Origin of the sequence: Microbacterium gorillae (genome assembly GCF_050990725.1) — a bacterium.
Classification (GTDB): domain Bacteria; phylum Actinomycetota; class Actinomycetes; order Actinomycetales; family Microbacteriaceae; genus Microbacterium; species Microbacterium gorillae_A.
The window spans coordinates 1,541,104-1,560,030 of sequence record NZ_CP158844.1 but is presented as its reverse complement, the minus strand read 5'-3'; the positions used below and the strand labels follow the sequence as shown (position 1 = coordinate 1,560,030).

At 68.3% G+C, this 18,927-nt stretch carries 19 protein-coding genes and 1 tRNA gene; 4 read left to right on the top strand and 16 right to left on the bottom strand.

All coding sequences use genetic code 11. The annotated features are described in order from the left end of the window. Positions 1 to 6 precede the first annotated feature (6 nt). Positions 7 to 261 (bottom strand): hypothetical protein, encoded by a 255-nt coding sequence (locus ABTV68_RS06845; protein ID WP_433676859.1) that lies wholly within the window; start codon positions 259 to 261, stop codon positions 7 to 9. Positions 262 to 326: 65 nt separating this feature from the next. On the opposite strand from ABTV68_RS06845, the gene ABTV68_RS06840 reads away from it, so the two are divergent. Beyond that, positions 327 to 722 carry a DUF4307 domain-containing protein gene (locus tag ABTV68_RS06840; protein WP_433676858.1) on the top strand — a complete coding sequence of 132 codons (396 nt, stop codon included), beginning with the start codon at positions 327 to 329 and terminating at the stop codon, positions 720 to 722. Between the two features lie 111 nt (positions 723 to 833). Then, positions 834 to 1,325 (top strand): transcription elongation factor GreA, encoded by a 492-nt coding sequence (gene greA, locus ABTV68_RS06835; protein WP_433676857.1) that lies wholly within the window; start codon positions 834 to 836, stop codon positions 1,323 to 1,325. Between the two features lie 74 nt (positions 1,326 to 1,399). On the opposite strand, the gene ilvA is transcribed toward greA, so the two are convergent. Then, positions 1,400 to 2,629, bottom strand: a complete 1,230-nt coding sequence (gene ilvA, locus ABTV68_RS06830) for a threonine ammonia-lyase (RefSeq protein ID WP_433676856.1) — start codon at positions 2,627 to 2,629, stop codon at positions 1,400 to 1,402. Beyond that, positions 2,626 to 3,801: an AI-2E family transporter gene (locus ABTV68_RS06825; RefSeq protein WP_433676855.1), complete on the bottom strand. Its 1,176-nt coding sequence runs from the start codon at positions 3,799 to 3,801 to the stop codon at positions 2,626 to 2,628. The genes ilvA and ABTV68_RS06825 overlap by 4 nt, the downstream gene beginning before the upstream one ends. Positions 3,802 to 3,846: 45 nt before the next feature. Between ABTV68_RS06825 and ABTV68_RS06820 the strand changes: the two genes are divergently transcribed. Beyond that, positions 3,847 to 5,094: a winged helix-turn-helix domain-containing protein gene (locus tag ABTV68_RS06820; protein ID WP_433676854.1), complete on the top strand. Its 1,248-nt coding sequence runs from the start codon at positions 3,847 to 3,849 to the stop codon at positions 5,092 to 5,094. A gap of 60 nt (positions 5,095 to 5,154) precedes the next feature. On the opposite strand, the gene ABTV68_RS06815 is transcribed toward ABTV68_RS06820, so the two are convergent. The 4 genes from ABTV68_RS06815 to ABTV68_RS06800 form a co-directional block, all read right to left on the bottom strand. Next, positions 5,155 to 5,721, bottom strand: a complete 567-nt coding sequence (locus ABTV68_RS06815; RefSeq protein WP_433677567.1) for a LemA family protein — start codon at positions 5,719 to 5,721, stop codon at positions 5,155 to 5,157. Between the two features lie 125 nt (positions 5,722 to 5,846). After that, positions 5,847 to 7,160 carry a D-arabinono-1,4-lactone oxidase gene (locus ABTV68_RS06810; RefSeq protein WP_433676853.1) on the bottom strand — a complete coding sequence of 438 codons (1,314 nt, stop codon included), beginning with the start codon at positions 7,158 to 7,160 and terminating at the stop codon, positions 5,847 to 5,849. Then, positions 7,157 to 8,383, bottom strand: coding sequence for an alanine racemase (locus ABTV68_RS06805; RefSeq protein WP_433676852.1), 1,227 nt, complete (start codon positions 8,381 to 8,383; stop codon positions 7,157 to 7,159). Before ABTV68_RS06805 ends, ABTV68_RS06810 begins: the two co-directional genes overlap by 4 nt. A 121-nt stretch (positions 8,384 to 8,504) precedes the next feature. After that, positions 8,505 to 8,918, bottom strand: a complete 414-nt coding sequence (locus ABTV68_RS06800) for a hypothetical protein (RefSeq protein WP_433676851.1) — start codon at positions 8,916 to 8,918, stop codon at positions 8,505 to 8,507. 408 nt (positions 8,919 to 9,326) lie between these two features. Here ABTV68_RS06800 and ABTV68_RS06795 point away from each other — a divergent pair, with 408 nt between their 5' ends. Next, the gene (locus ABTV68_RS06795; protein WP_433676850.1) at positions 9,327 to 10,934 is read left to right on the top strand and encodes an ABC-F family ATP-binding cassette domain-containing protein; all 1,608 of its coding nucleotides are present in this window, start codon (positions 9,327 to 9,329) and stop codon (positions 10,932 to 10,934) included. Between the two features lie 30 nt (positions 10,935 to 10,964). On the opposite strand, the gene ABTV68_RS06790 is transcribed toward ABTV68_RS06795, so the two are convergent. The 9 genes from ABTV68_RS06790 to ABTV68_RS06750 all read right to left on the bottom strand — a co-directional run bounded on the left by ABTV68_RS06790 (position 10,965) and on the right by ABTV68_RS06750 (position 18,901). After that, positions 10,965 to 11,037: transfer RNA gene (locus ABTV68_RS06790), tRNA-Leu, on the bottom strand. Positions 11,038 to 11,083: 46 nt separating this feature from the next. Then, a complete protein-coding gene (locus ABTV68_RS06785; RefSeq protein WP_433676849.1) occupies positions 11,084 to 12,481 on the bottom strand; it encodes an NAD(P)/FAD-dependent oxidoreductase in 1,398 nt (465 codons plus the stop codon). A gap of 22 nt (positions 12,482 to 12,503) precedes the next feature. Next, positions 12,504 to 13,883: a S8 family serine peptidase gene (locus ABTV68_RS06780; protein ID WP_433677566.1), complete on the bottom strand. Its 1,380-nt coding sequence runs from the start codon at positions 13,881 to 13,883 to the stop codon at positions 12,504 to 12,506. Continuing rightward, positions 13,853 to 14,368, bottom strand: coding sequence for a DUF501 domain-containing protein (locus tag ABTV68_RS06775; RefSeq protein WP_433676848.1), 516 nt, complete (start codon positions 14,366 to 14,368; stop codon positions 13,853 to 13,855). The genes ABTV68_RS06780 and ABTV68_RS06775 overlap by 31 nt, the downstream gene beginning before the upstream one ends. Before the next feature lie 73 nt (positions 14,369 to 14,441). Next, the gene (locus tag ABTV68_RS06770; protein ID WP_433676847.1) at positions 14,442 to 15,044 is read right to left on the bottom strand and encodes an FtsB family cell division protein; all 603 of its coding nucleotides are present in this window, start codon (positions 15,042 to 15,044) and stop codon (positions 14,442 to 14,444) included. Positions 15,045 to 15,087: 43 nt separating this feature from the next. Further along, positions 15,088 to 16,368 carry a phosphopyruvate hydratase gene (gene eno / locus ABTV68_RS06765; RefSeq protein WP_433676846.1) on the bottom strand — a complete coding sequence of 427 codons (1,281 nt, stop codon included), beginning with the start codon at positions 16,366 to 16,368 and terminating at the stop codon, positions 15,088 to 15,090. A 60-nt stretch (positions 16,369 to 16,428) separates the two neighbouring features. Continuing rightward, positions 16,429 to 17,484 (bottom strand): lysostaphin resistance A-like protein, encoded by a 1,056-nt coding sequence (locus ABTV68_RS06760; RefSeq protein ID WP_433676845.1) that lies wholly within the window; start codon positions 17,482 to 17,484, stop codon positions 16,429 to 16,431. Positions 17,485 to 17,501: 17 nt separating this feature from the next. Beyond that, a complete protein-coding gene (locus ABTV68_RS06755) occupies positions 17,502 to 18,554 on the bottom strand; it encodes a hypothetical protein (RefSeq protein WP_433676844.1) in 1,053 nt (350 codons plus the stop codon). Continuing rightward, positions 18,551 to 18,901: a GntR family transcriptional regulator gene (locus ABTV68_RS06750; protein ID WP_433676843.1), complete on the bottom strand. Its 351-nt coding sequence runs from the start codon at positions 18,899 to 18,901 to the stop codon at positions 18,551 to 18,553. Before ABTV68_RS06750 ends, ABTV68_RS06755 begins: the two co-directional genes overlap by 4 nt. Positions 18,902 to 18,927 lie beyond the last annotated feature (26 nt).

Genomic DNA, 18,927 nt, shown 5'->3' with positions numbered 1-18,927 from the left:
CGGGTCTTACTTCGTGTCGTCCTCGGTCTGCCGCGCCGCCTCCGCCGCCTCGCGATCGAGCTGCTCATTGACCTCGTCGCGGTAACGCGCACGGCGGATCCGACGCTGCATGTCCCACACGAGCACGAACACTCCGACGACGAGCAGAGCGATGACGAGGAATCCAGCGACTCCCGGCGTCACGGACTCGGCGGGAACCGTCATCGTGGGCGTCGGAATGGGGGTGGAGGTCGATCGAACGATTGCCTCGAATGCGTGCATCGGGTCTGCTTTCCCTTTCGCGGGAGGTTAGCCTGGAACTCCAGCCTAATCTTCGATTGGACGCCATGACGACCACCGCAATGCTCGATGACCGGTACGGCCGCACCCGCTCCCCCGCCCGTCGGCGGGCGTGGTGGATCGCGGTGGCCGTGGTGGGCGCGATCATCGTGGGCGCGCTCGGCTGGATGACCGTGCGCGGATCGCTGTACTCGGTCACGGTCGACAACCTCGGCTACGAGGTGACCGATTCGCACGCGGTGTCGGTGGACTTCCAGTTCTCCACGACGCCGGGCACGGACGTCACCTGTGCGCTGCAGGCGCTGGATCCGGAGCAGGGCATCGTTGGTTTCCGCGTGATCCGATATGAGTCGGGTGAGTCGCACCAGCAGCGTCATACGGAGATCATCCGCACCGTCGCAGAGGCGACGACCGGTCTCGTCGAAGGCTGCTGGACCTCCTGACCGGCACCCGCCCGGTTTGGCCCTCGGCCACGGAGTTTCGTAGACTGACCAGACCGACGCCCTGCCACGCTGGGCGTCTTTTCCATATACCTCCCCCTGGGAAGGATCGCCATGTCTGATGACGCACAGGTCACGTTCCTCACGCAGGACGCCTACGATCGGCTCGTGTCCGAGCTGGAACACCTCTCGACGGTGGGACGCGATGAGATCGCCAAGCGCATCGAGATCGCTCGTGAAGAGGGCGATCTGAAGGAGAACGGCGGTTACCACGCCGCCAAGGACGAGCAGGGCAAGCAGGAGGCGCGCATTCGCACCCTCCAGTCGCTGCTGAAGAACGCGCGCGTGGGCGAGGCTCCCGCCAGCCGTGGCATCGTCGAGCCCGGCACCGTGATCACCGCACTCATCATGGGTGACGAAGAGGTCTTCCTGCTGGGCAACCGCGAGATCGCCGCCGGCAGCGAGCTCGATGTCTACAGCGAGGTCAGCCCGCTGGGTGCCGCCATCCTCGGCCTCAAGGAGGGCGAGAAGGGCAGCTACACCGCTCCCAACGGCCGCGAGATCCCCGTGGAGATCGTCAAGGTCGAGACCTACAACGGTCAGTAGAGCCGCGAGTCCCGTAGCAAGCCCAGAGCCCCGCACACCGCGTCAGTTCGCGTGTGCGGGGCTCTGGGCTTGTATCACTCGTTGATGACGACGGGAGCGAATCCCCCGTCGCGCAGCGCGCGCAGGGTGAGCTCCTTGTGCTCCTCGCCGCGCGTCTCCACACTGATCTGCAGGCTGACCTGACTGATCTGCAATCCCTGGCCGTGGCGGGTGTGCTGTACCTCCACCACGTTCGCTCCCGCCTGGGACACGATCTCCGACACCCGCGACAGCTGACCGGGGCGATCCGGCAGGGGGATGCGGATGGTCATGTAGCGACCCGAGGCGGCCAACCCGTGTGCGACGACGCGCTGCAGCAGCATCGGGTCGATGTTTCCTCCGGAGAGGATCACGACGGCGGTGCCGGCGGCCTGCACCTTCCCGGCCATGATGGCAGCGACGCCCACCGCGCCGGCGGGCTCCACGACCACCTTGGCGCGCTCAAGCAGCGCCACGATGGCGCGCGCGATGTCGTCGTCAGAGACGGTCACGACCTCGTCGACGAGCTCGCGGATGATCTCGAACGGAACATCACCGGGGCGCGCCACGTAGATGCCGTCCGCGATGGTGGGCTTGGTGACCACCTCGACGGGAGCCCCCGCCTCCAGCGACACCGGGAACGGTGCCGCATTCTCCGCCTGCACGCCGATGATGCGGACGGTGCGACCCTCCGCGGCAGCCTTCTCCTTGATGGCCGCAGCGACGCCGGCGATGAGGCCGCCGCCCCCGATGCCCATGATGACCGTCTCCACGTCAGGAGCGTCTTCCATGATCTCCAGGCCGAGTGTTCCCTGGCCGACGATCACGTCGCGGTGGTCGTAGGGCGGGATGAAGATCGCACCGGTGCGCTCGGCGAACTCCTTCGCGAGCCGCAGCGGGGTCTCCACCGTCTCGCCCTCGAGGACCACCTCGGCACCGTAGCCGCGCGTGGAGAGGAGCTTCGGCACCGGGACGCCAAGCGGCATGAAGATGGTCGCCGGGATGCCCAGCTCCCGCGCAGCGAGTGCCACACCCTGCGCATGGTTGCCGGCGGACGCGGCAACCACACCGTGTGAGCGCTCCTCCTCCGACAGCCGAGAGAGCCGGTACGTGGCACCGCGCACTTTGAACGAGCCCGTCCGCTGGAGGTTCTCCATCTTCAGCATCACGCGCGATCCGAGGAGATCCGACAGATGCTGGCTGAACTCGAGCGGGGTGTGGCCGATATGAGGCTTGAGGCTCTCGGCCGCGGACTCGATGTCGGACAACAGGGGTCCGTACGTCATCGGGCCCGCCTTTCTGTGGGAACCTGACGCCAGATCAGCTGATCCTGGCTGAGAGTGCCGCTGCGCCACGCTCCGCTGGAGAGCGAGACAGCGACCACGTTGATGAAAGCCGCGAGCGGAACGGCGAAGAGGGCGCCGGGGATTCCGGCGACCATCGTGCCGCCGGCCACCACCAGCACGACCGCGAGCGGGTGGACCTTCACGGCTGAGCCCATCAGGAACGGCTGCAGCACGTGACCTTCGAGCTGCTGCACCGCGAGCACGGCGGCGAGCATGATCACCGCGATCAGCCAGCCGTTGTACACCAGGGCGATGAGCACGGCGATGAACCCCGTGACAACGGCACCGACGATTGGAACGAAGGAGCCGAGGAAGACGAGGATGCCGATCGGCACCGCGAGCGGAACGCCGAGGAAGAACGCCGACAGGCCGATTCCCACCGCGTCGATCACGGCGACGAGCAGCTGAGTGCGGGCGTAATTGACGACCGTTCGCCACCCGAGTCGCCCTGATCCGTCCGCGGCAGCACGAGCGGTGCGCGGGAACAGGCGGACGACCCACTTCCAGATTCCGCCGCCATCGGCGAGCAGGCAGAGCAGCACGAAGAGGGCCAGAACGGCACCGGTACCGATGTGAGCCGCCGTGGAGCCGACGGCGAGGGCACCGTTGAGGAGGAGTTCCTGCTGCTCGGCGAGCGTCTCCTGCGCCTGCTTCATGAAGGCATCGATCTGCTCGGGGCTGAGCGTGAACGGCCCGGTGATGAGCCACTCGCGCAGCATCTCCCAGCCCTCGATGGCGCGGTCCTTCACGGCCGTGGCCTGCTGCGAGATCTGCCAGATGGCCAGCGTGAGCAGTCCGCCCACGATCACGAGTGTGCCGAGCACGGAGATCACGATCGCCAGCCAGCGCGGCAGCCCGCGCTTGATCAGCCAGGTGAACGCCGGCCACAGCAAAGCCGTGATCAGCAGCGCGACGAGGATCGGAATCACCAGCAGCTTGAGCTGCATCACCAGCCAGATCACGAGAGCCACGGCTCCGGCGATCACGAGGATTCGCCAGGCGTACGCGGTGGTCACGCGCAGCGCGCTGGGGACGAGGGCTCCGTCGGAGGGCGTCTCCACACGAGTGCGCAGCGATTCGAAGAAGCCGGGACGAGGATTCGGATCGCTCATGCATAGATTCTACGGGTGTCGGAGGCTGGCGATACGCTGAGCGCCGTGCCTGAAACACTGTCGCTCGCCGCCGCCCGCCGCACCGCACTCGCCGCGCAGGGGTTCGGCTCCGCACACCCGGCGCGCGTATCGCCGGCGTCGCTGCACGCCGTGATGAGACGGGTGGGCGTCCTGCAGATCGACTCGGTCAACGTCTTCTCACGAAGCCACTACATGCCCTTCTTCTCGCGGCTGGGGGCCTACGACACCACCATGCTCGATCGGCTGGCGTTCGGCTCCCACGCGTCCTACACGGAGTACTGGGCGCATGTCGCGACCGTCATCCCCACGGCTGACTGGGGACTCTGGCGCTTCCGTATGGACGAGTACGCGCCTCGTGTGTCCGCTCGTGATCCGTGGGCCCAGGCCAATCAGCAGACGCTGGACTGGGTGCGTGCCGAGCTGGCTCAGCGAGGGCCGTCGCGCCCGGCGGAGATCGAGCAGGACGCGGCGACCGGTCCCCGCGGACCGTGGTGGGACTGGAGCGCGACGAAGCGGGCGCTGGAGCGCCTTTTCCTCGCCGGTGAAGTGGCGATCGCGGGTCGGCGCGGGTTCGAACGACGTTATGCACTCGCCTCCGATGTGATCCCCGCTGAGGTTCTCGCCGCCCCCGTCCCCCGTGCGGACGCCATCCGCGAGCTCACCGCGCGCGGGCTCGCATTCCATGGTGTGGCCACCGCCGCCGACATCGCCGACTACCACCGCCTCAGCCGTGCCGAGGTGCTGGCGGCCCTGCGGGATCTCGAAGACACCGGCATCGCCGTCCCCGTCCGCGTAGAGGGGTGGGAACGCAACGGCCGGCCCCTTCCCGCCTGGATCCATCGCGATGCGCGCGTGCCGCGGAAGGTGTCCGCCGCCGCCCTCCTGACGCCCTTCGACCCCGTGGTGTGGTTCCGCGACCGCACGGAACGGCTGTTCGGAGTCGAGTACCGCATCGAGATCTACACCCCGGAGCCGCGTCGCAGGTACGGCTACTACTCGCTTCCCATGCTCATCGACGACCAGCTCGTGGCACGCGTCGACCTGAAGGCCGATCGCGCCCGGTCAGAGCTTCTGGTCCAGTCCGCCTGGTGGGACGGAGAGCCGCGCCCGGCCGTCGTCGAGCGCATCGCCGATGAGCTGCGCCGGGCCGCGACCTGGAAAGGCCTGGAACGAATCAGCGTGGGTCGATGGGGAGATGCCGCCGACGCCGTGGCCGACGCGCTCGCCCTGCACCCCGAGCACCGCGGACGCCACGACCGAGGGACCAGGTAGCCCGTCACACGAAGAAACGCCCGTCGGACTGACGGGCGTTTCTCTCCGGACACCCCGGATTCAGAACTGGATGCGCGGCGGCTCGGCGATGCCGGCCCCGTCGATGACCTCGAAGAACTCCCGCTCGGAGAAGCCGAGGTTGCGGGCGAAGAGGTTGTTCGGGAACACCTTGATCTTGGTGTTCAGCTCCCGCACACCGCCGTTGTAGAAGCGGCGTGACGCCTGGATCTTGTCCTCGGTGTCGACGATGGCGCGCTGCAGCTGCAGGAAGTTCTGGCTGGCCTGCAGCTGGGGGTAGGCCTCGGCCACCGCGAACAGGCTCTTCAGAGCGTTCTGCAGGTGCCCCTCGGCGACGCCGGCAGCGCCGGGCGACTGCGCGGAGAGCGTCTCCGCGCGTGCCTGGGTGACGTTCTCGAACACCACGCGTTCATGCGCGGCGTATCCCTTCACCGTTTCAATGAGACCGGGGATCATGTCGGCGCGACGCTTCAGCTGAACGGTGATGTCGCTCCACGCCTCGTCGACGCGCACGTTGAGCTGCACGAGCGAGTTGTAGGTCGCCCACAGATAGATGCCGACGATGACGGCGATCAGAACGATCACCAGCACCGGAACGAGCCAAGCCAGCATGTCCATGTTTGCTGAACCCCCTTAGGTCACAGACATTCTATCGGCGCATCGCGCGCCCACTGCGCGTGCGCGATTTCTCAGAGATCACTCGAAGGCGGCGCAGCGGGAGCCGCGCCGCGCATTCATGCGCCGAGTACGCGGTCCAGATAGCGGTTGCGGAACAGCCGGTCCGGGTCCAGGCGATCGCGCAGGGCGACGAAGTCGTCGAAACGCGGGTACACCTCGCGGAGATCCTCGGCGGTGCGGGTGTGCATCTTGCCCCAGTGCGGCCGGCCGCCGTGAGCACTCATGATCTCCTCCACGGCCGTGAAGTAGGCGCTGGGATCCTCCCGCCAGTAACGGTGCACCGCGATGTACGCGCTCGGTCGATCGTGTGCGGTCGACAGCCACCGGTCGTCAGCGGCGGCGAAGCGCACCTCCACCGGGAAGGAGATCCGCCAGCCGCGCCGATCGATGAGCTCGGTCAGCTCGCGGAACGCGGGCACGACCTCCGTGTCCGGCAGCGCGTACTCCATCTCGCGGAAGCGAACCGTCCGGCTCTGGGTCAGGACCCGGTGGGACAGATCGGTGTACTCCCGGTTGCCGGTGAGCTTCGTCGCCAGCCGACTGAACGGTGGGATCACGGCCGGAACCGCGGTGCCGGCAGCGCACGCCACGCGGTACACGCCGTTGGAGAGGACCGTCTCATCCAGCCACTTCCCCACGGTCGGCAGCGGATGGCGCACCGCCGACTCCGGGAGCCGCGTGTCGGTCTTGGTCAGTGCGATTTCGGTGTGCGGGAACCAGTAGAACTCGAAGTGGTCCGCCTCAGCCACGCGTTCGTGCACTGTTTCGAGAACGTCCTGAAGCGGTTCCGGTCGCTCAACCGCGTGCAGCACGAACGCGGGCACGCACTGCAGCGTCACCTCCACCAGGATCCCGAGCGCGCCGAGTCCGAGCGCGAAAGCTCCCAGCAGCTCCGGCTGGTGTTCCTCGTCGATGCGCAGGAACTCGCCGGCCGCGGTGATCACCGTGACACCGACCACCTGCGTTGCGAGCCCGCCGAATCCGGCACCGGTGCCATGGGTTCCCGTGGAGATGGCGCCAGAGATCGACTGCCGATCGATGTCGCCGAGATTCTGCATCGCCAGCCCGAACGGTGCCAGCAGTCGAGGGATCTGGTGCAGTCGCGTGCCCGCCAGCAGCGTGACGCGTCCCGTTGTGGCATCCGCGCTGACCAGGCCGGTCAGATCGCTCAGGTCGAGCAGGACTCCCGGTGCCACGGCGATACCGGTGAACGAGTGCCCGGCACCGACGGCCTTGAGCTCCAACCCGCGCTGGCCGGCGGCGACAACGGCGCGCTGCACCGCTTCCGGCGTTCGAGGTCGCTCCACCCGCTGAGGCGTGATCCTCGCGCTCCGACCCCAGTTCTGCCAGCTCCCGCCGAGTCGTGTCACAGGAACGCCTTTCCTTCGCCGCGGTAGGTGGGAAGCTCGTCGATGACTTTCCCGTCGTGCACCAGATGGTATCGGAGCACGCGCTCCGATCCCTCGCCGCTCTTGGCGTGGCGGAACCACACGCGATCTCCGACGCGCAGGTCGCGGGCGTTGTCGCCCTGCAGCGGTGTCTGCACCTCCCCCGCGCCCTCGCGCGCCTGCATGCGCAATCCGCTCGGCCAGACGGGCAGCGGCTGTCGCGAGGCCAGGGGCGGCCCGGATGCGATCCATCCCCCTCCCAGCACGGTGGCGATATCCGGCCGCGGACGGCGCACCACGTCGAACGCGAACGCAGCCGCCGGCGCCGGCGTGAAGGCGCGGTACCCGTCGAACAGGTGTCCACCGAAGAGCCCGGACCCAGCGGTGACCTCAGTGACGGCTTCGTCGTCGGAGGTGTATTCGAGCGAACCGGTGCCGCCGCCGTTGACGAACTCCAGCGGGGTGATGGCGCTCACGGCGTCGACGATGGCCCCGCGGCGGACCCGGAGTTCCTGCCCCGAGCGGCGCTGCATCCAGCGGATCACGCCGTCACCGGATCCGGTCTTGTCGCCCTGCCCGGCGATCTGGGCTTCGTACATCATGAGACCGACCAGCCGGAAGCCGGTGCGCGCCACGATCCGACGCGCGAAAGAGGCGGCGTCACCCGCGGTGAACAGCGGGGAACGGAAGACGCCGAGATGGCCGAGAGCGGGGGCCTCCCATGACGCGTCCACGTCGATCGCCACACGGATCGCGGGCCGTTGCGCTGGGGCGACGACCGAGTCCACCAGGTCCAGCTGAGCCTCGTCATCCACCATCAGCGTGATTCGCGAGGCGAGGCGCTCATCGGCGGCCAGGCGCGCGATGGCCTCGCGGTCGGCCGTGGGGTAGCCGAGCACCACGTCGTCGTGATCCTCGGCGAGCCACAGCGCCTCCGCCAGCGTGAAGGCCAGGATGCCGCGATAGCCCGGCATCGCGAGCACGGCATCCAGCACAGAGCGCACACGGATGGACTTGCTCGCGACGCGGATCGGCACACCGCCGGAGCGGACCAGGAGGTCGGCGGTGTTGTACGTCAGTGCCTCGTGCGACACGACGGCGACAGGGGCGGGGATGCCGGCGGTGGCCTGCGACAGTGCGGGCCACCAGGAGTCGGGAGACTGCCAGGCGAGGGGGTCGGGGGATGCGGTGGTGAGCGGGATCACGGGATCAGCCTAGGACCTGTCTCCCGCATGTTGGGAAGCACCTCGAACACACGCGAGCCGAACATGAGGAGATCCCCGCCGATGACGGCGAGGATCTCCCGTGGCGCTTGTGTGCTTTCGGTCAGTTGAGCCCGGGGCAGAGCGTCTGGAGCTTGCTCGCGGAGTCCGACAGCTCGGTGAGCAGCGACGGATCCGGGGTGGAGCCCGAAAGCCCCTCGACCACCGTCCCGAAAGCCTGCGACATGCCGGAGATCGCGTCCTTGACCTCGGCGTTGCCGACCTTGCCCGCGATGTCGTCCAGCTTGGTGGTGACCGTGCTGAACGCCTTCTTGGCCGCGTCCGTGTCACCCGAGGTGAGCTCGCCAGCAAGGCCCGCCATCTCGGTCTGGAACGACGTCATCTCGGTCTGCACGACCTTGCAGGCGTCCTCGACGGACTGGTTGGCGTTCGCGGCACCGCCAGTGCAGCCGACGAGACCGGTGGCTGCGAGCACCACGGTGGCAGCGAGCATGGACAGCGTGATGGAACGGCGCATGTTTCCCCCTCAGATGAAGCCGCGCTGCGTGCGCGACAAGAGAAATCCTATCCAATTCATCGACGTCTCACAGGTGGCTGCCCTCGGCTGAGCTCCTCCGGATTCTGATAGCGTCGGTCCGATGGAGCTGATCGAGGTCGATAGAGCCTAGCCACCGCTCTCACGGTGGCGCTTTCACGATGACGCGCTGCGGCTGGCGATGCCCACTCCGCAGCCCCCGGCGATGTTTCCTCTCGCCCGCACATCGGCTGCCACCGCTCCCTTGTCGTCGTCACTCGCCGTGCGGCTCGACGCTCACGCTGTCGCTGACCGTGCCGGGGCTGTCATTCACCGATGCCTGTGTTGATGCTGCGTGGTCGACGACTCCCATCGATCCTTCCGCCGTGCACCGGCGGAGAAAGAGAATTCATGTCTCCCACATCCACGATCACCCTTCACGATGTCCGCTTCGCTTGGCCGGACGGCACCGTCGCCCTGGAAAGCACCACCGGCGCCTTCGGCCTCGGGCGCACCGGACTGATCGGCCGCAACGGGGCGGGCAAGAGCACGCTCCTCCGCCTGATCGCGGGCGAACTCCACCCGACCGCCGGACGAATCGACACCAGCGGCGAGGTCGGCTATCTTCCCCAGACGCTCACCCTGCGCGGAGAGGACACGATCGCGCACCTGCTGGGCATCGACCCGGTGCTCACCGCGATCCGCGCGATCGAGGCGGGTTCCATCGACCAGGCCCACTTCGATGTGATCGGCGAGGACTGGGACATCGAGGCCCGCGCCGACGAAGCGCTGCAGCAGATCGGGTTCTCCGCGCGGGATCTCGATCGTCGTGTGGCGACGATCTCGGGTGGCGAGGCGATGCTGATCGCCATCACCGGCCTGCGCGTGCGTCGCACCGCGATCACCCTGCTGGACGAACCGACCAACAACCTCGACCGTCCCACGCGCGCCCGTCTCGCGGATCTCATCGATCACTGGCCCGGGGCGCTCGTGATCGTGAGCCACGACGTCGAGCTGCTGGAGCACATGGACAGCATCGCCGAACTGCATGCCGGCTCCCTCGAGTCGTTCGGCGGTCCGTACAGCGCATGGCAGGAGTACCAGGCCCAGGAGCAGGGAGCTGCCCTGCAGGCCGCGCGATCCGCCCAACAGGCGCTGAAGGTCGAGAAGCGTCAGCGTATCGAGGCCGAGACGAAACTCGCGCGGCGGGAGCGCACCGGCAAGCGCACGCAGCGCGACGGCGGGATTCCGAAGATCCTGGCCGGCAACCGCGCCAGCCGCGCTCAGGCATCGGCGGGCGCGCTGCGCAGCACGCTGGATGACAAGGTCGCCGCGGCACAGGCCGCGCTGGACGCCGCTGATGCCCGCGTGCGCGACGACGAGCACATCCACCTCACACTGCCGGATCCGGAGGTGCCGCGTGGTCGTCGAATCGCCGAACTCGAAGACGGCGATCAGTCGATCGTGATCCAGGGCCCGGAACGCGTGGCCCTGATCGGCCCCAACGGGGTCGGCAAGTCGACGCTGCTCGCTCAACTGCTGGACGGATCGCCCGGGGTTGCGGATCGCCCGCGCGGCCGTCTGTTGACCGATCGCGTGGGACATCTCCCCCAGCGCCTCGATGGGCTCGATGAGGATGCCAGCGCGATGCAGAATGTCCAGGCGACGGCTCCGGCCACGCCCAGCGGCACGATCCGCAATCAGCTCGCCCGGCTTCTGCTCCGCGGCGACAGCGTCGACCGCCCGGTGCGGACGCTGTCCGGCGGCGAACGCTTCCGTGTCTGTCTGGCTCGTCTGCTGCTGGCGGACCCGCCGGCACAGCTGCTCGTGCTGGATGAGCCGACCAACAATCTCGATCTGGCGAGCGTGCAGCAGCTCGTCGAGGCGCTAGAGGCCTACCGTGGTGCGCTGCTCATCGTGAGCCACGACTACGCATTCCTCGCGAGCCTCGGCATCGACGTCGTGATCGAGTTGGACGGCGAGGGCCGCATGCACCGCCGCGCCGAGCTCCCGGACTGAACGCAGAGCGTCGTGATTCTGATACTCCGGTGCCCCCACGGGGATTCGAACCCCGACTGAAGCGAGTTTAAGTCGCCTGCCTCTGCCGTTGGGCTATGGGGGCTATGCGAAACGGCGGCGGGATCACCCGCCGCCGTTTCGTCATCGGCTTACTTGCCGGCGTCGACCTTCTCGGCCTTCGCGGGCGCTGCCTCGGCCGCCGGAGCGGGCGCCTCAACCGGAGCCGGCTTCGGACGGGAGGCGAACTCCTCGAAGAACGCGCGCGGCTCGTTCAGGTTGTACAGCGGAGCGATGTCGCGACCCAGCCAGAGGTTGTGCCACCAGCCCCACAGCACGCGCCACTTGCGCTCCCACGACGGCATCGCCAGGCCGTGGTAGCCGCGGTGGGCGACCCAGGCCAGGAAGCCCTTGATCGCGATCTTGCCGGACTGGAACACGCCGTCGTACAGGCCGAGACCGGCCACCGCGCCGAGGTTCTTGTGGATGTAGTCCACGGGAGCGTCGCCACGCAGGACGGCGACGAGGTTCTTCGCGAGGCGCTTGGCCTGACGCACGGCGTGCTGAGCGTTGGGCACGCAGAACCCGCCCACGCCGCCACCGGTGAGGTCGGGGACCGCGGCGACGTCACCGGCGGTCCACGCGCCCTCGACGACGTTCTTGTCGGCGTCGATCACACGCAGGTCGGCCTGCGCCGTGATGCGGCCGCGCTCGTCCGCGGGCAGGCCCGAGGAGCGCACGACCTGCGGGTTGGCCATGACGCCGGCGGTCCAGATGATGAGGTCGGACGGGATGACCTCGCCCGTGGACAGCAGCACGTTGCCGTCGGTGGCGTCCTTGACCTGGGTGTCCAGGTGGACGAACGCACCGCGCTTGGCGAGGTCCTTCAGCACCCACTCACTGGTGGGCAGGGACACCTCGGGCATGATGCGACCCATCGCCTCGATGAGGTGGAAGTGGGTCTCGTCGAAGGAGAGCTGCGGGTAGTCCTTGAGCAGGGCGGAGCCGAACGAGCGCAGCTCTGCGAGCGTCTCGATACCGGCGAAGCCGCCGCCGACCACCACGACCGTGAGCAGACGCTCGCGCTCGGGACCGGCCGGAAGCGCCGCAGCGCGACCGAAGTTCTCGATCAGACGGTTGCGCACCGCGACCGCCTCCTCGATCGACTTCATGCCGATCGCGTGGTCGGCGATGCCACCGATGGGGAACGTGCGCGAGACCGATCCGGCCGTCACGACGATCTGGTCGTACGTCATCTCGTACGACTCGCCGTCGGCGGGGGTGATGGTCGCCGTCTTGTTCGCGTGGTCGACGTTGGTGACCTTCGCGTTGATGACGTTGGTCTTCTTCAGGTGACGACGGTGCGCAACCACGGCGTGACGCGGCTCGATCGATCCGGCGGCGACCTCGGGGAGGAACGGCAGGTACGTCATGTAGGGAAGCGGGTCGACCAGCGTGACCTCGGCTTCGCCCTTGCGAAGGTGCTTTTCCAGCTTCCACGCGGTGTAGAAGCCCGCGTATCCACCGCCGACAATCAGGATTTTGGGCACGAGAAGAAAACTCCTTGGATGATCACTGTCTCGGCGTGCGTTGAGAACGCGCCGATCGGATGCGTCGGGCAGCTGCGTTGACGCCGAGCACTACCAGAATAGCAGGGACGGTCGCGGCGACGAGCGGCAGGGTACCGTACAGAATCGTGGATCTGGTGGGAAGAAACGGTGCACTCGCCTTGACCGGCACGTCGGCGGCCGGGAGCGGCTCGATCGCCACCGGCGCGGCCAGCGACGAGGACACCTCCGGATCGGCATCCGCGCCACGGCGATACAGGCGCACCCACTCCTTCAGGGTCAGACCGAGCGGGCTGTGGTCGATGGTGGGAACATCTGCGTTCACCGCGGCTTCCGCGTTGACGAGGCCGTAGCCGTAGAGCGGGTCGGGGTCCTGATCCACGTCCGCCGGATGCTGCGCCGTCGTCAGAATACGGTTGATGACGTTGTCGGCGTTCAGGTCGGGATGAGCCGCACGGACCAGGGCGGCGATGCCGGCGACGATCGGGGCCGCGCCGCTCGTGCCCGCCCACTCCACCACCTTGCCGTCCGAGGACACGCCCAGCAGCTTCTCGCTGGGGGCGGCGACGGCGATGGTGATGCCGCTGGTGGAGGCGCGATCGCTGGCGCGACCCTCGGGGTCCACGCCCGCAACGGTCAGCACGCCGGGGATGGTGGCGGGAGCTCCGACCGACTCCGTGCCGTTGCCGCGGTTGCCCGCCGCGACGACCACGACGACGTCGTGATCGAACGCATACTGAAACGCCTCATCCCAGGACTCGTCCCAGGTGAGGGTGTTGGTGGTGAGCGAGAGGTTGATCACGTCGGCACCGTGGTCCACCGCCCACCGCACGGCCGATGCGATCTGCTCCACGGCAGACACCGTGGCGGTGGCACCGAAGCCCACGGAGATCGAGAGCAGATCGGCTTCCGGAGCGACGCCGACCATGCCGGTGTCTGCCCCCGTCCCCCGGCCCGCGGCCAGCGAGGCCACCCAGGTTCCGTGGTTGTTGTCGACGACGCCCACCGGCGTGCGACCGTCGTCGCTGCCCATCCCCGATTCGTCCGTGCCGTCGATGACGGCGCCGTCGAGTTCGGGCACGCGGGCGATGCCGGTGTCGATCACGGCGATGGTCACCCCGGCACCGCGCGTGGTCTTCCACGCCTCCTCGATGCCGTAGTCGCGCAGCCAGTACTCGGCGGCGCGCACCGGGTCCACGGTGGGCGTGGGGGTCGGTGTCGGCGAGGGGGTCGCTGTGGTGGCGAGAACGGCAGTCGAAGCCGGAGACGACTCGATCGCGGCGGCCGATGACGGCAGGACGGCGAGACCGGCCACGGCGACCGCCGCGGCCACGAGCCCGACCGCCGAGCGGATCATGCCGTACCGGGCTGCGCGCACTGGCAGCGATCCGGCGAGTAGCTGCTGCGCTCGAGCGCAAGATCGCCGATGGGGTTCACACCCGGACCCGCCGCCAACGCGTGGCCCGCGAGCGCGTGGAGGCACTTGATGCGGGTGGGCATTCCGCCGGATGAGATCCCGGCGATCTCCTCGACCTCTCCGAACTGCGCGCGGTCCGCCAGGAAGGCTTCGTGTGCACGCCGGTACTGCGCTTGCAGTTCCTCATCGCCGGCGAGCAGCTCGGTGAACTCGGCCATGACGCCCTCCGCCTCCAGCTGAGACATCGCGATGGTCGCCGCGGGGTGGGTGAGGTAGTAGAAGGTCGGGAACGGCGAGCCGTCCTCGAGTCGGGGAGCCGTGGCCACCACGGTCGGGTTTCCGCACACGCACCGCGCGGCAACGCCCACCACGTTGCGCACCGGCCGACCGAGCTGCGAGCTCATGACGTCGAGATCGGTGGGGCGAAGAGGTTCAAAGGGCGGCGTGCTCACCCTTCCAGCCTAACGGGCGATGGCGGCCCCGGCCGGGGCGCAGCACCCGCGACGACCGCGCGGCTGAATCGCGTCAGCCCGCAGGGGTCGCGTCGGTGGAGGGCGCGTCGGTGGGCGCATCCCCGGGCTGGCCCGCGACGCTCTGCGTGAGACCGGCCTCGGTGACGGAGCGGAGCATCGCGCCCATCCAGTCGTTGGGAGCCTGCTCGACGGAGTCGCTCACCGGCTTCTGCTCCCCCGGCAATGTCGCGGGGTCGAGGTCATCCACCACGAGGTAGACCACCTCCCCGGGACGGTAGTAGAACAACCGCTCCCGGGCCTGGGTGAGCACATACGACGGGTCGTTCCAGCGATCCCGTTCGGCCTCCAGCGCATCGACCTTGTCCTGCGCGACCTGCACCGAGTGCTCCAGCGCGTCGATGCGCTGCACCTGGCCGATGTAGGTGCCGACGGTGGGCACCAGCATGAAGACCGCGAAGATCACGAGCCCGAACATGATCATCATGAAGATCGACAGCCGGACCCCGCCGAGCCAGTCGCGGACATCCACGCGCTGCGCGGTGCCGGAATCTCGTCTCGATCGTGCCGATGCCAGCGTGGGCTTCTTCTGCGCTCCGGGCCGCGCCGCCGACGTCGTGCGAGAACGCGGAGAGGGGAGATCCGGTCGTTTGGCCATGATCTCCCCTCTCGTGCTTATGCGTGCGTCAGTGCGTCAGGACTCAGCCCTGGTAACGCGGGAAGGCGGAACGCCCGGCGAAGACAGCGGCCTCGCCCAGCTCCTCCTCAATACGCAGAAGCTGATTGTACTTCGCGACGCGGTCCGAGCGAGCCGGCGCGCCCGACTTGATCTGGCCGCTGTTCGTGGCGACGGCCAGGTCGGCGATCGTCGTGTCCTCGGTCTCACCCGAGCGGTGCGACAGCATCGCGGTGTAGCCCGAACGCTGCGCCAGCGAGACAGCGTCGAGCGTCTCGGTGAGCGTGCCGATCTGGTTCACCTTGACGAGCAGCGAGTTGCCGACGCCCTTCTTGATGCCGTCGGCCAGACGCGTGGGGTTGGTGACGAACAGGTCGTCTCCGACCAGCTGCACTTTGCTGCCCAGAGCCTCGGTGAGAGCCTTCCAGCCCTCCCAGTCGTCCTCGGCCAGACCGTCCTCGATCGAGACCAGCGGGAAGTTCGCGACCAGGTCGGCGTAGTACGCGATGAGCTCGTCGCTGGAGAGCTGCTTGCCCTCGAAGGCGTACTTGCCGTCGGAGAAGAACTCGGTGGAGGCGACGTCCAGACCCACGGCGATGTCGACACCGGGCTTGAAGCCGGCCTTCTCGATGGCGGCCATCAGGAACTCGAGAGCGCCCTTGTTGCTGGGCAGGTCGGGGGCGAAGCCACCCTCGTCGCCGAGGCCGGTGGCGTAGCCGCCCGACTTCAGCTCGCTCTTGAGCACGTGGTACGTCTCCGCACCCCAGCGCAGTGCCTCGGCGAACGTCTCGGCACCGTGCGGGACCAGGAAGAACTCCTGCATGTCGACACCGGTGTCGGCATGAGCGCCACCGTTGATGACGTTCAGCAGCGGAACGGGCAGCACGTGCGCGTTCGGCCCGCCGAGGTAGCGGAACAGCGGCAGGTCGGCCGAGTCGGCAGCAGCCTTGGCGACCGCCAGGCTGACGCCGAGAATGGCGTTCGCGCCGGTGCGCTGCTTGTTGTCGGTGCCGTCCGTGCGGATGAGCACCTCGTCGATGACGCGCTGCTCGCTGGCGTCGATGCCCTCGATGGCCGGGCCGAGCTCATCGAGCACGGCGTCCACAGCCTTGAGGACGCCCTTGCCGCCGTAGCGCGACTTGTCGCCGTCGCGCAGCTCGTACGCTTCGAAAGCACCGGTGGATGCGCCCGAGGGAACGGCGGCACGCTGGACGATGCCGTCGTCGAGGAGCACCTCCACCTCGACGGTCGGGTTGCCGCGCGAATCCAGAATCTCGCGGGCGCCTACAGCCTCGATCAATGCCACGTTGGATGCTCCTTGCTCGTGGAAAAAGGTTGGGTGGAGCGACGTCGGTCCGCCGCCAGTCTATCCAGCGCGCCCGTCCGTGTCCGATCGGCTGTCACCGATGTCTGCAACATGACTTCCGGACGACGCCGGCGGTGCGGGCACGGCCCCCGGAGCCGGGCTCCACGCGACGGGCATCAGCGGCGCCGGCTGGCGCCGGAACTGACCCGTGACGAGCAGGATCGCGATCACGACGGCAAGGACGATCCACGCTGCGGCACCCAGCGGGCCGGCGAGAGCGAGGTCCAGCTGTCCGGCATCGAAAAGGGCCAGGAAGACCGCGGCGGACGCGTTGAGCGAGCCGTGAGCCAGCACCGCCGGCCACACCGAGGCCGTGCGCAGTCGCATCCAGCCGAGAAGGATGCCCCAGGCGACGCAGCCCACCACCATCAGCAGGACTCCGAACAGATCGGGGCGCGCGAAGTTGTAGCCGAGCAGAATGATCGGCGAGTGCCAGAGACCCCAGATGACGCCGGTGAGCAGCAGCGTCGCCCAGGTGCCGAGTGGCCGCAGCGCCGGAGTCAGCCAGCCGCGCCATCCCAGCTCCTCCCCCACCGCCAGCAGCGACGACAGGATCGCGTTGAACGGCGTCGCCACGATCTGCACGATGATCACGGTCATGATGAGCTCGCGATCCACGTCCCCGGGCAGCGTTGCCGCGAGCTGCTGAGCGACCACCGAGTTCTCGGGGTCGATGATCGCCCATCCGAACAGCGCTGAAACGCCCGCGATGATCAGGGAGAGCACCCACGGTCCGAACAGACCGAGCACCAGGAAGAGGATCGTCCGTCCGGCGGGGCGCAGCGGCCACATCCCGAGGAAGCGCAGCCGGTGCTGAGCGGGACTGCGCAGCACCAGCACCACGACGAGCATCGCGATCGTCGGGGTGAACATCATCACCGGCAGCAGCAGCCCGGAGATCGGATTGGCGAGTCCGCCGTCGAGCCAGAGCGGCAGGGCGACAGCCCACGCGAGCCCACACGCAAGAATGACGAAGACGATGACCGCGCGCCACGGCACACGGTGCGGGAGGACGGCGGAATCGCCCGCTGCGGGGTTGTGGATCATGTCGGTCATGCTCTCCTCGTTCCGTATCAGCTGTCTTTTTCGCTCGCCCGGTCGGCGAGGGCTGCCAGCACCGCGGCGCCGCGTTCGGCGTCCGGCACCGTCACCACGAATTCGCGTCCGTCGGCGCGGGTGACGGCGATCGCCTCCCCACGGCGCACGACGACGCCGAACCGCCCGCCCGGGGTGTATCGCAGGCCCCAGCCGCCGAAATCGGACAGCGGGTTGATCTGTGCGACCTCGACGGAGGCGACATCGGCCAGCGGGATGTGCACCTTCGGCCAGCCGGCCGCCGCACGCACGGTCAATCCGGTGCCGTCGACGCGCACATGGAAGTCGGTGGCGACCGCCACGAAACCTGCTGCGAGCGCCATCACGCCCAGCACCGCCCATGCCACGGCGGAGCCCGCCACGGCGATCAGGATCGACAGGAGCAGCGTCACCCCGAGCAGGATCGCCAATACGACGGCCGTTCCGCGCGACACCCGCGCTCGCTGAGTCCAGAGCGTGCGACTGTTCTCGGGGAGAGCGATGGCCTTCGCCGCGGTGTCCGTCCCAGTGCGAAGCACCAGGCCGGGCTGCGCGAACCATCCCGCCAGTCCAGCGACGATGCCCGCACCGATGGCTGCCGGGACATCCCAAGGCGTCAGGACCGCATCGCGCCAGTCCGAGGCGTCCACCTGGACTCCGGTGCTCCGCAGCGCCACCGTCGCCAGAAGCACGGCGAGCCCCAGCGCCATCGCCGCGGATCCGCGGGAGTTCCCGTTCCATCCTCCGCGCTGGGCGGACATCGCAACAGCGAGCCAGAGCACCAGGGCGAAGACGACGGGGAACACCAGGGCGAACACCGGCAGGACCCACCCGGCACCGGATCCGTCGGGAATGCCGGAGAACCCCCAGTGGATGGCAGCGGGATCCGGCAGTCGGCTAGCCCACTGCAACCCGAGGATGCCGCTGACAACGGCGATGGCAATCGGCAGTACGACGCCGACGATCAGGTAGCGTCGCTGGGCCGCCTCGAGGGCGGCACGGTCTCGGACAGCGGATTCGACACCGTTCTCATCGGGCTGTCGGTCGGTCATCGGAAGGCCTCCTTCACAAGCGAGCTGAGGGTGTCGGCGGAGACGCCGAGGGTGCGAGCGCGATCGACCAGGTCGTCGATCTCGCGACTGAGCGATTGCCAGTGTGCGGCCGCATCCGTCACGACGGCACCGCGTCCGCGCCGCATGTCGATCAGCCCCTCCTCGCGAAGGTCCTGGTAGGCACGGAGCACGGTATGCAGGTTCATCCCCAGGGATGCGGCCAGTTCCCGCGCCGTCGGCAGGCGCTCACCCGGCCGCAGCGCGCCGGTCGCGGCCTCTCGTCGGATGCCCGCGGCGAGCTGCTCGAACAGCGGCTCCTCGCTCCCCGGATCTATCGTCACCAACATGCTCTTATTCTAGTTCTATTAGAATT

Bases quoted from the DNA above. Each gene is read 5' to 3' on its own strand.
- ABTV68_RS06750 (WP_433676843.1), bottom strand. From the start codon at position 18,901: ATGTTGGTGACGATAGATCCGGGGAGCGAGGAGCCGCTGTTCGAGCAG.
- ABTV68_RS06760 (WP_433676845.1), bottom strand. From the start codon at position 17,484: ATGACCGACATGATCCACAACCCCGCAGCGGGCGATTCCGCCGTCCTC.
- ABTV68_RS06770 (WP_433676847.1), bottom strand. From the start codon at position 15,044: ATGGCCAAACGACCGGATCTCCCCTCTCCGCGTTCTCGCACGACGTCG.
- ABTV68_RS06795 (WP_433676850.1), top strand. From the start codon at position 9,327: ATGTCTCCCACATCCACGATCACCCTTCACGATGTCCGCTTCGCTTGG.
- ilvA (WP_433676856.1), bottom strand. From the start codon at position 2,629: ATGACGTACGGACCCCTGTTGTCCGACATCGAGTCCGCGGCCGAGAGC.
- ABTV68_RS06845 (WP_433676859.1), bottom strand. From the start codon at position 261: ATGCACGCATTCGAGGCAATCGTTCGATCGACCTCCACCCCCATTCCG.
- ABTV68_RS06755 (WP_433676844.1), bottom strand. From the start codon at position 18,554: ATGACCGACCGACAGCCCGATGAGAACGGTGTCGAATCCGCTGTCCGA.
- ABTV68_RS06800 (WP_433676851.1), bottom strand. From the start codon at position 8,918: ATGCGCCGTTCCATCACGCTGTCCATGCTCGCTGCCACCGTGGTGCTC.
- ABTV68_RS06840 (WP_433676858.1), top strand. From the start codon at position 327: ATGACGACCACCGCAATGCTCGATGACCGGTACGGCCGCACCCGCTCC.
- greA (WP_433676857.1), top strand. From the start codon at position 834: ATGTCTGATGACGCACAGGTCACGTTCCTCACGCAGGACGCCTACGAT.
- ABTV68_RS06825 (WP_433676855.1), bottom strand. From the start codon at position 3,801: ATGAGCGATCCGAATCCTCGTCCCGGCTTCTTCGAATCGCTGCGCACT.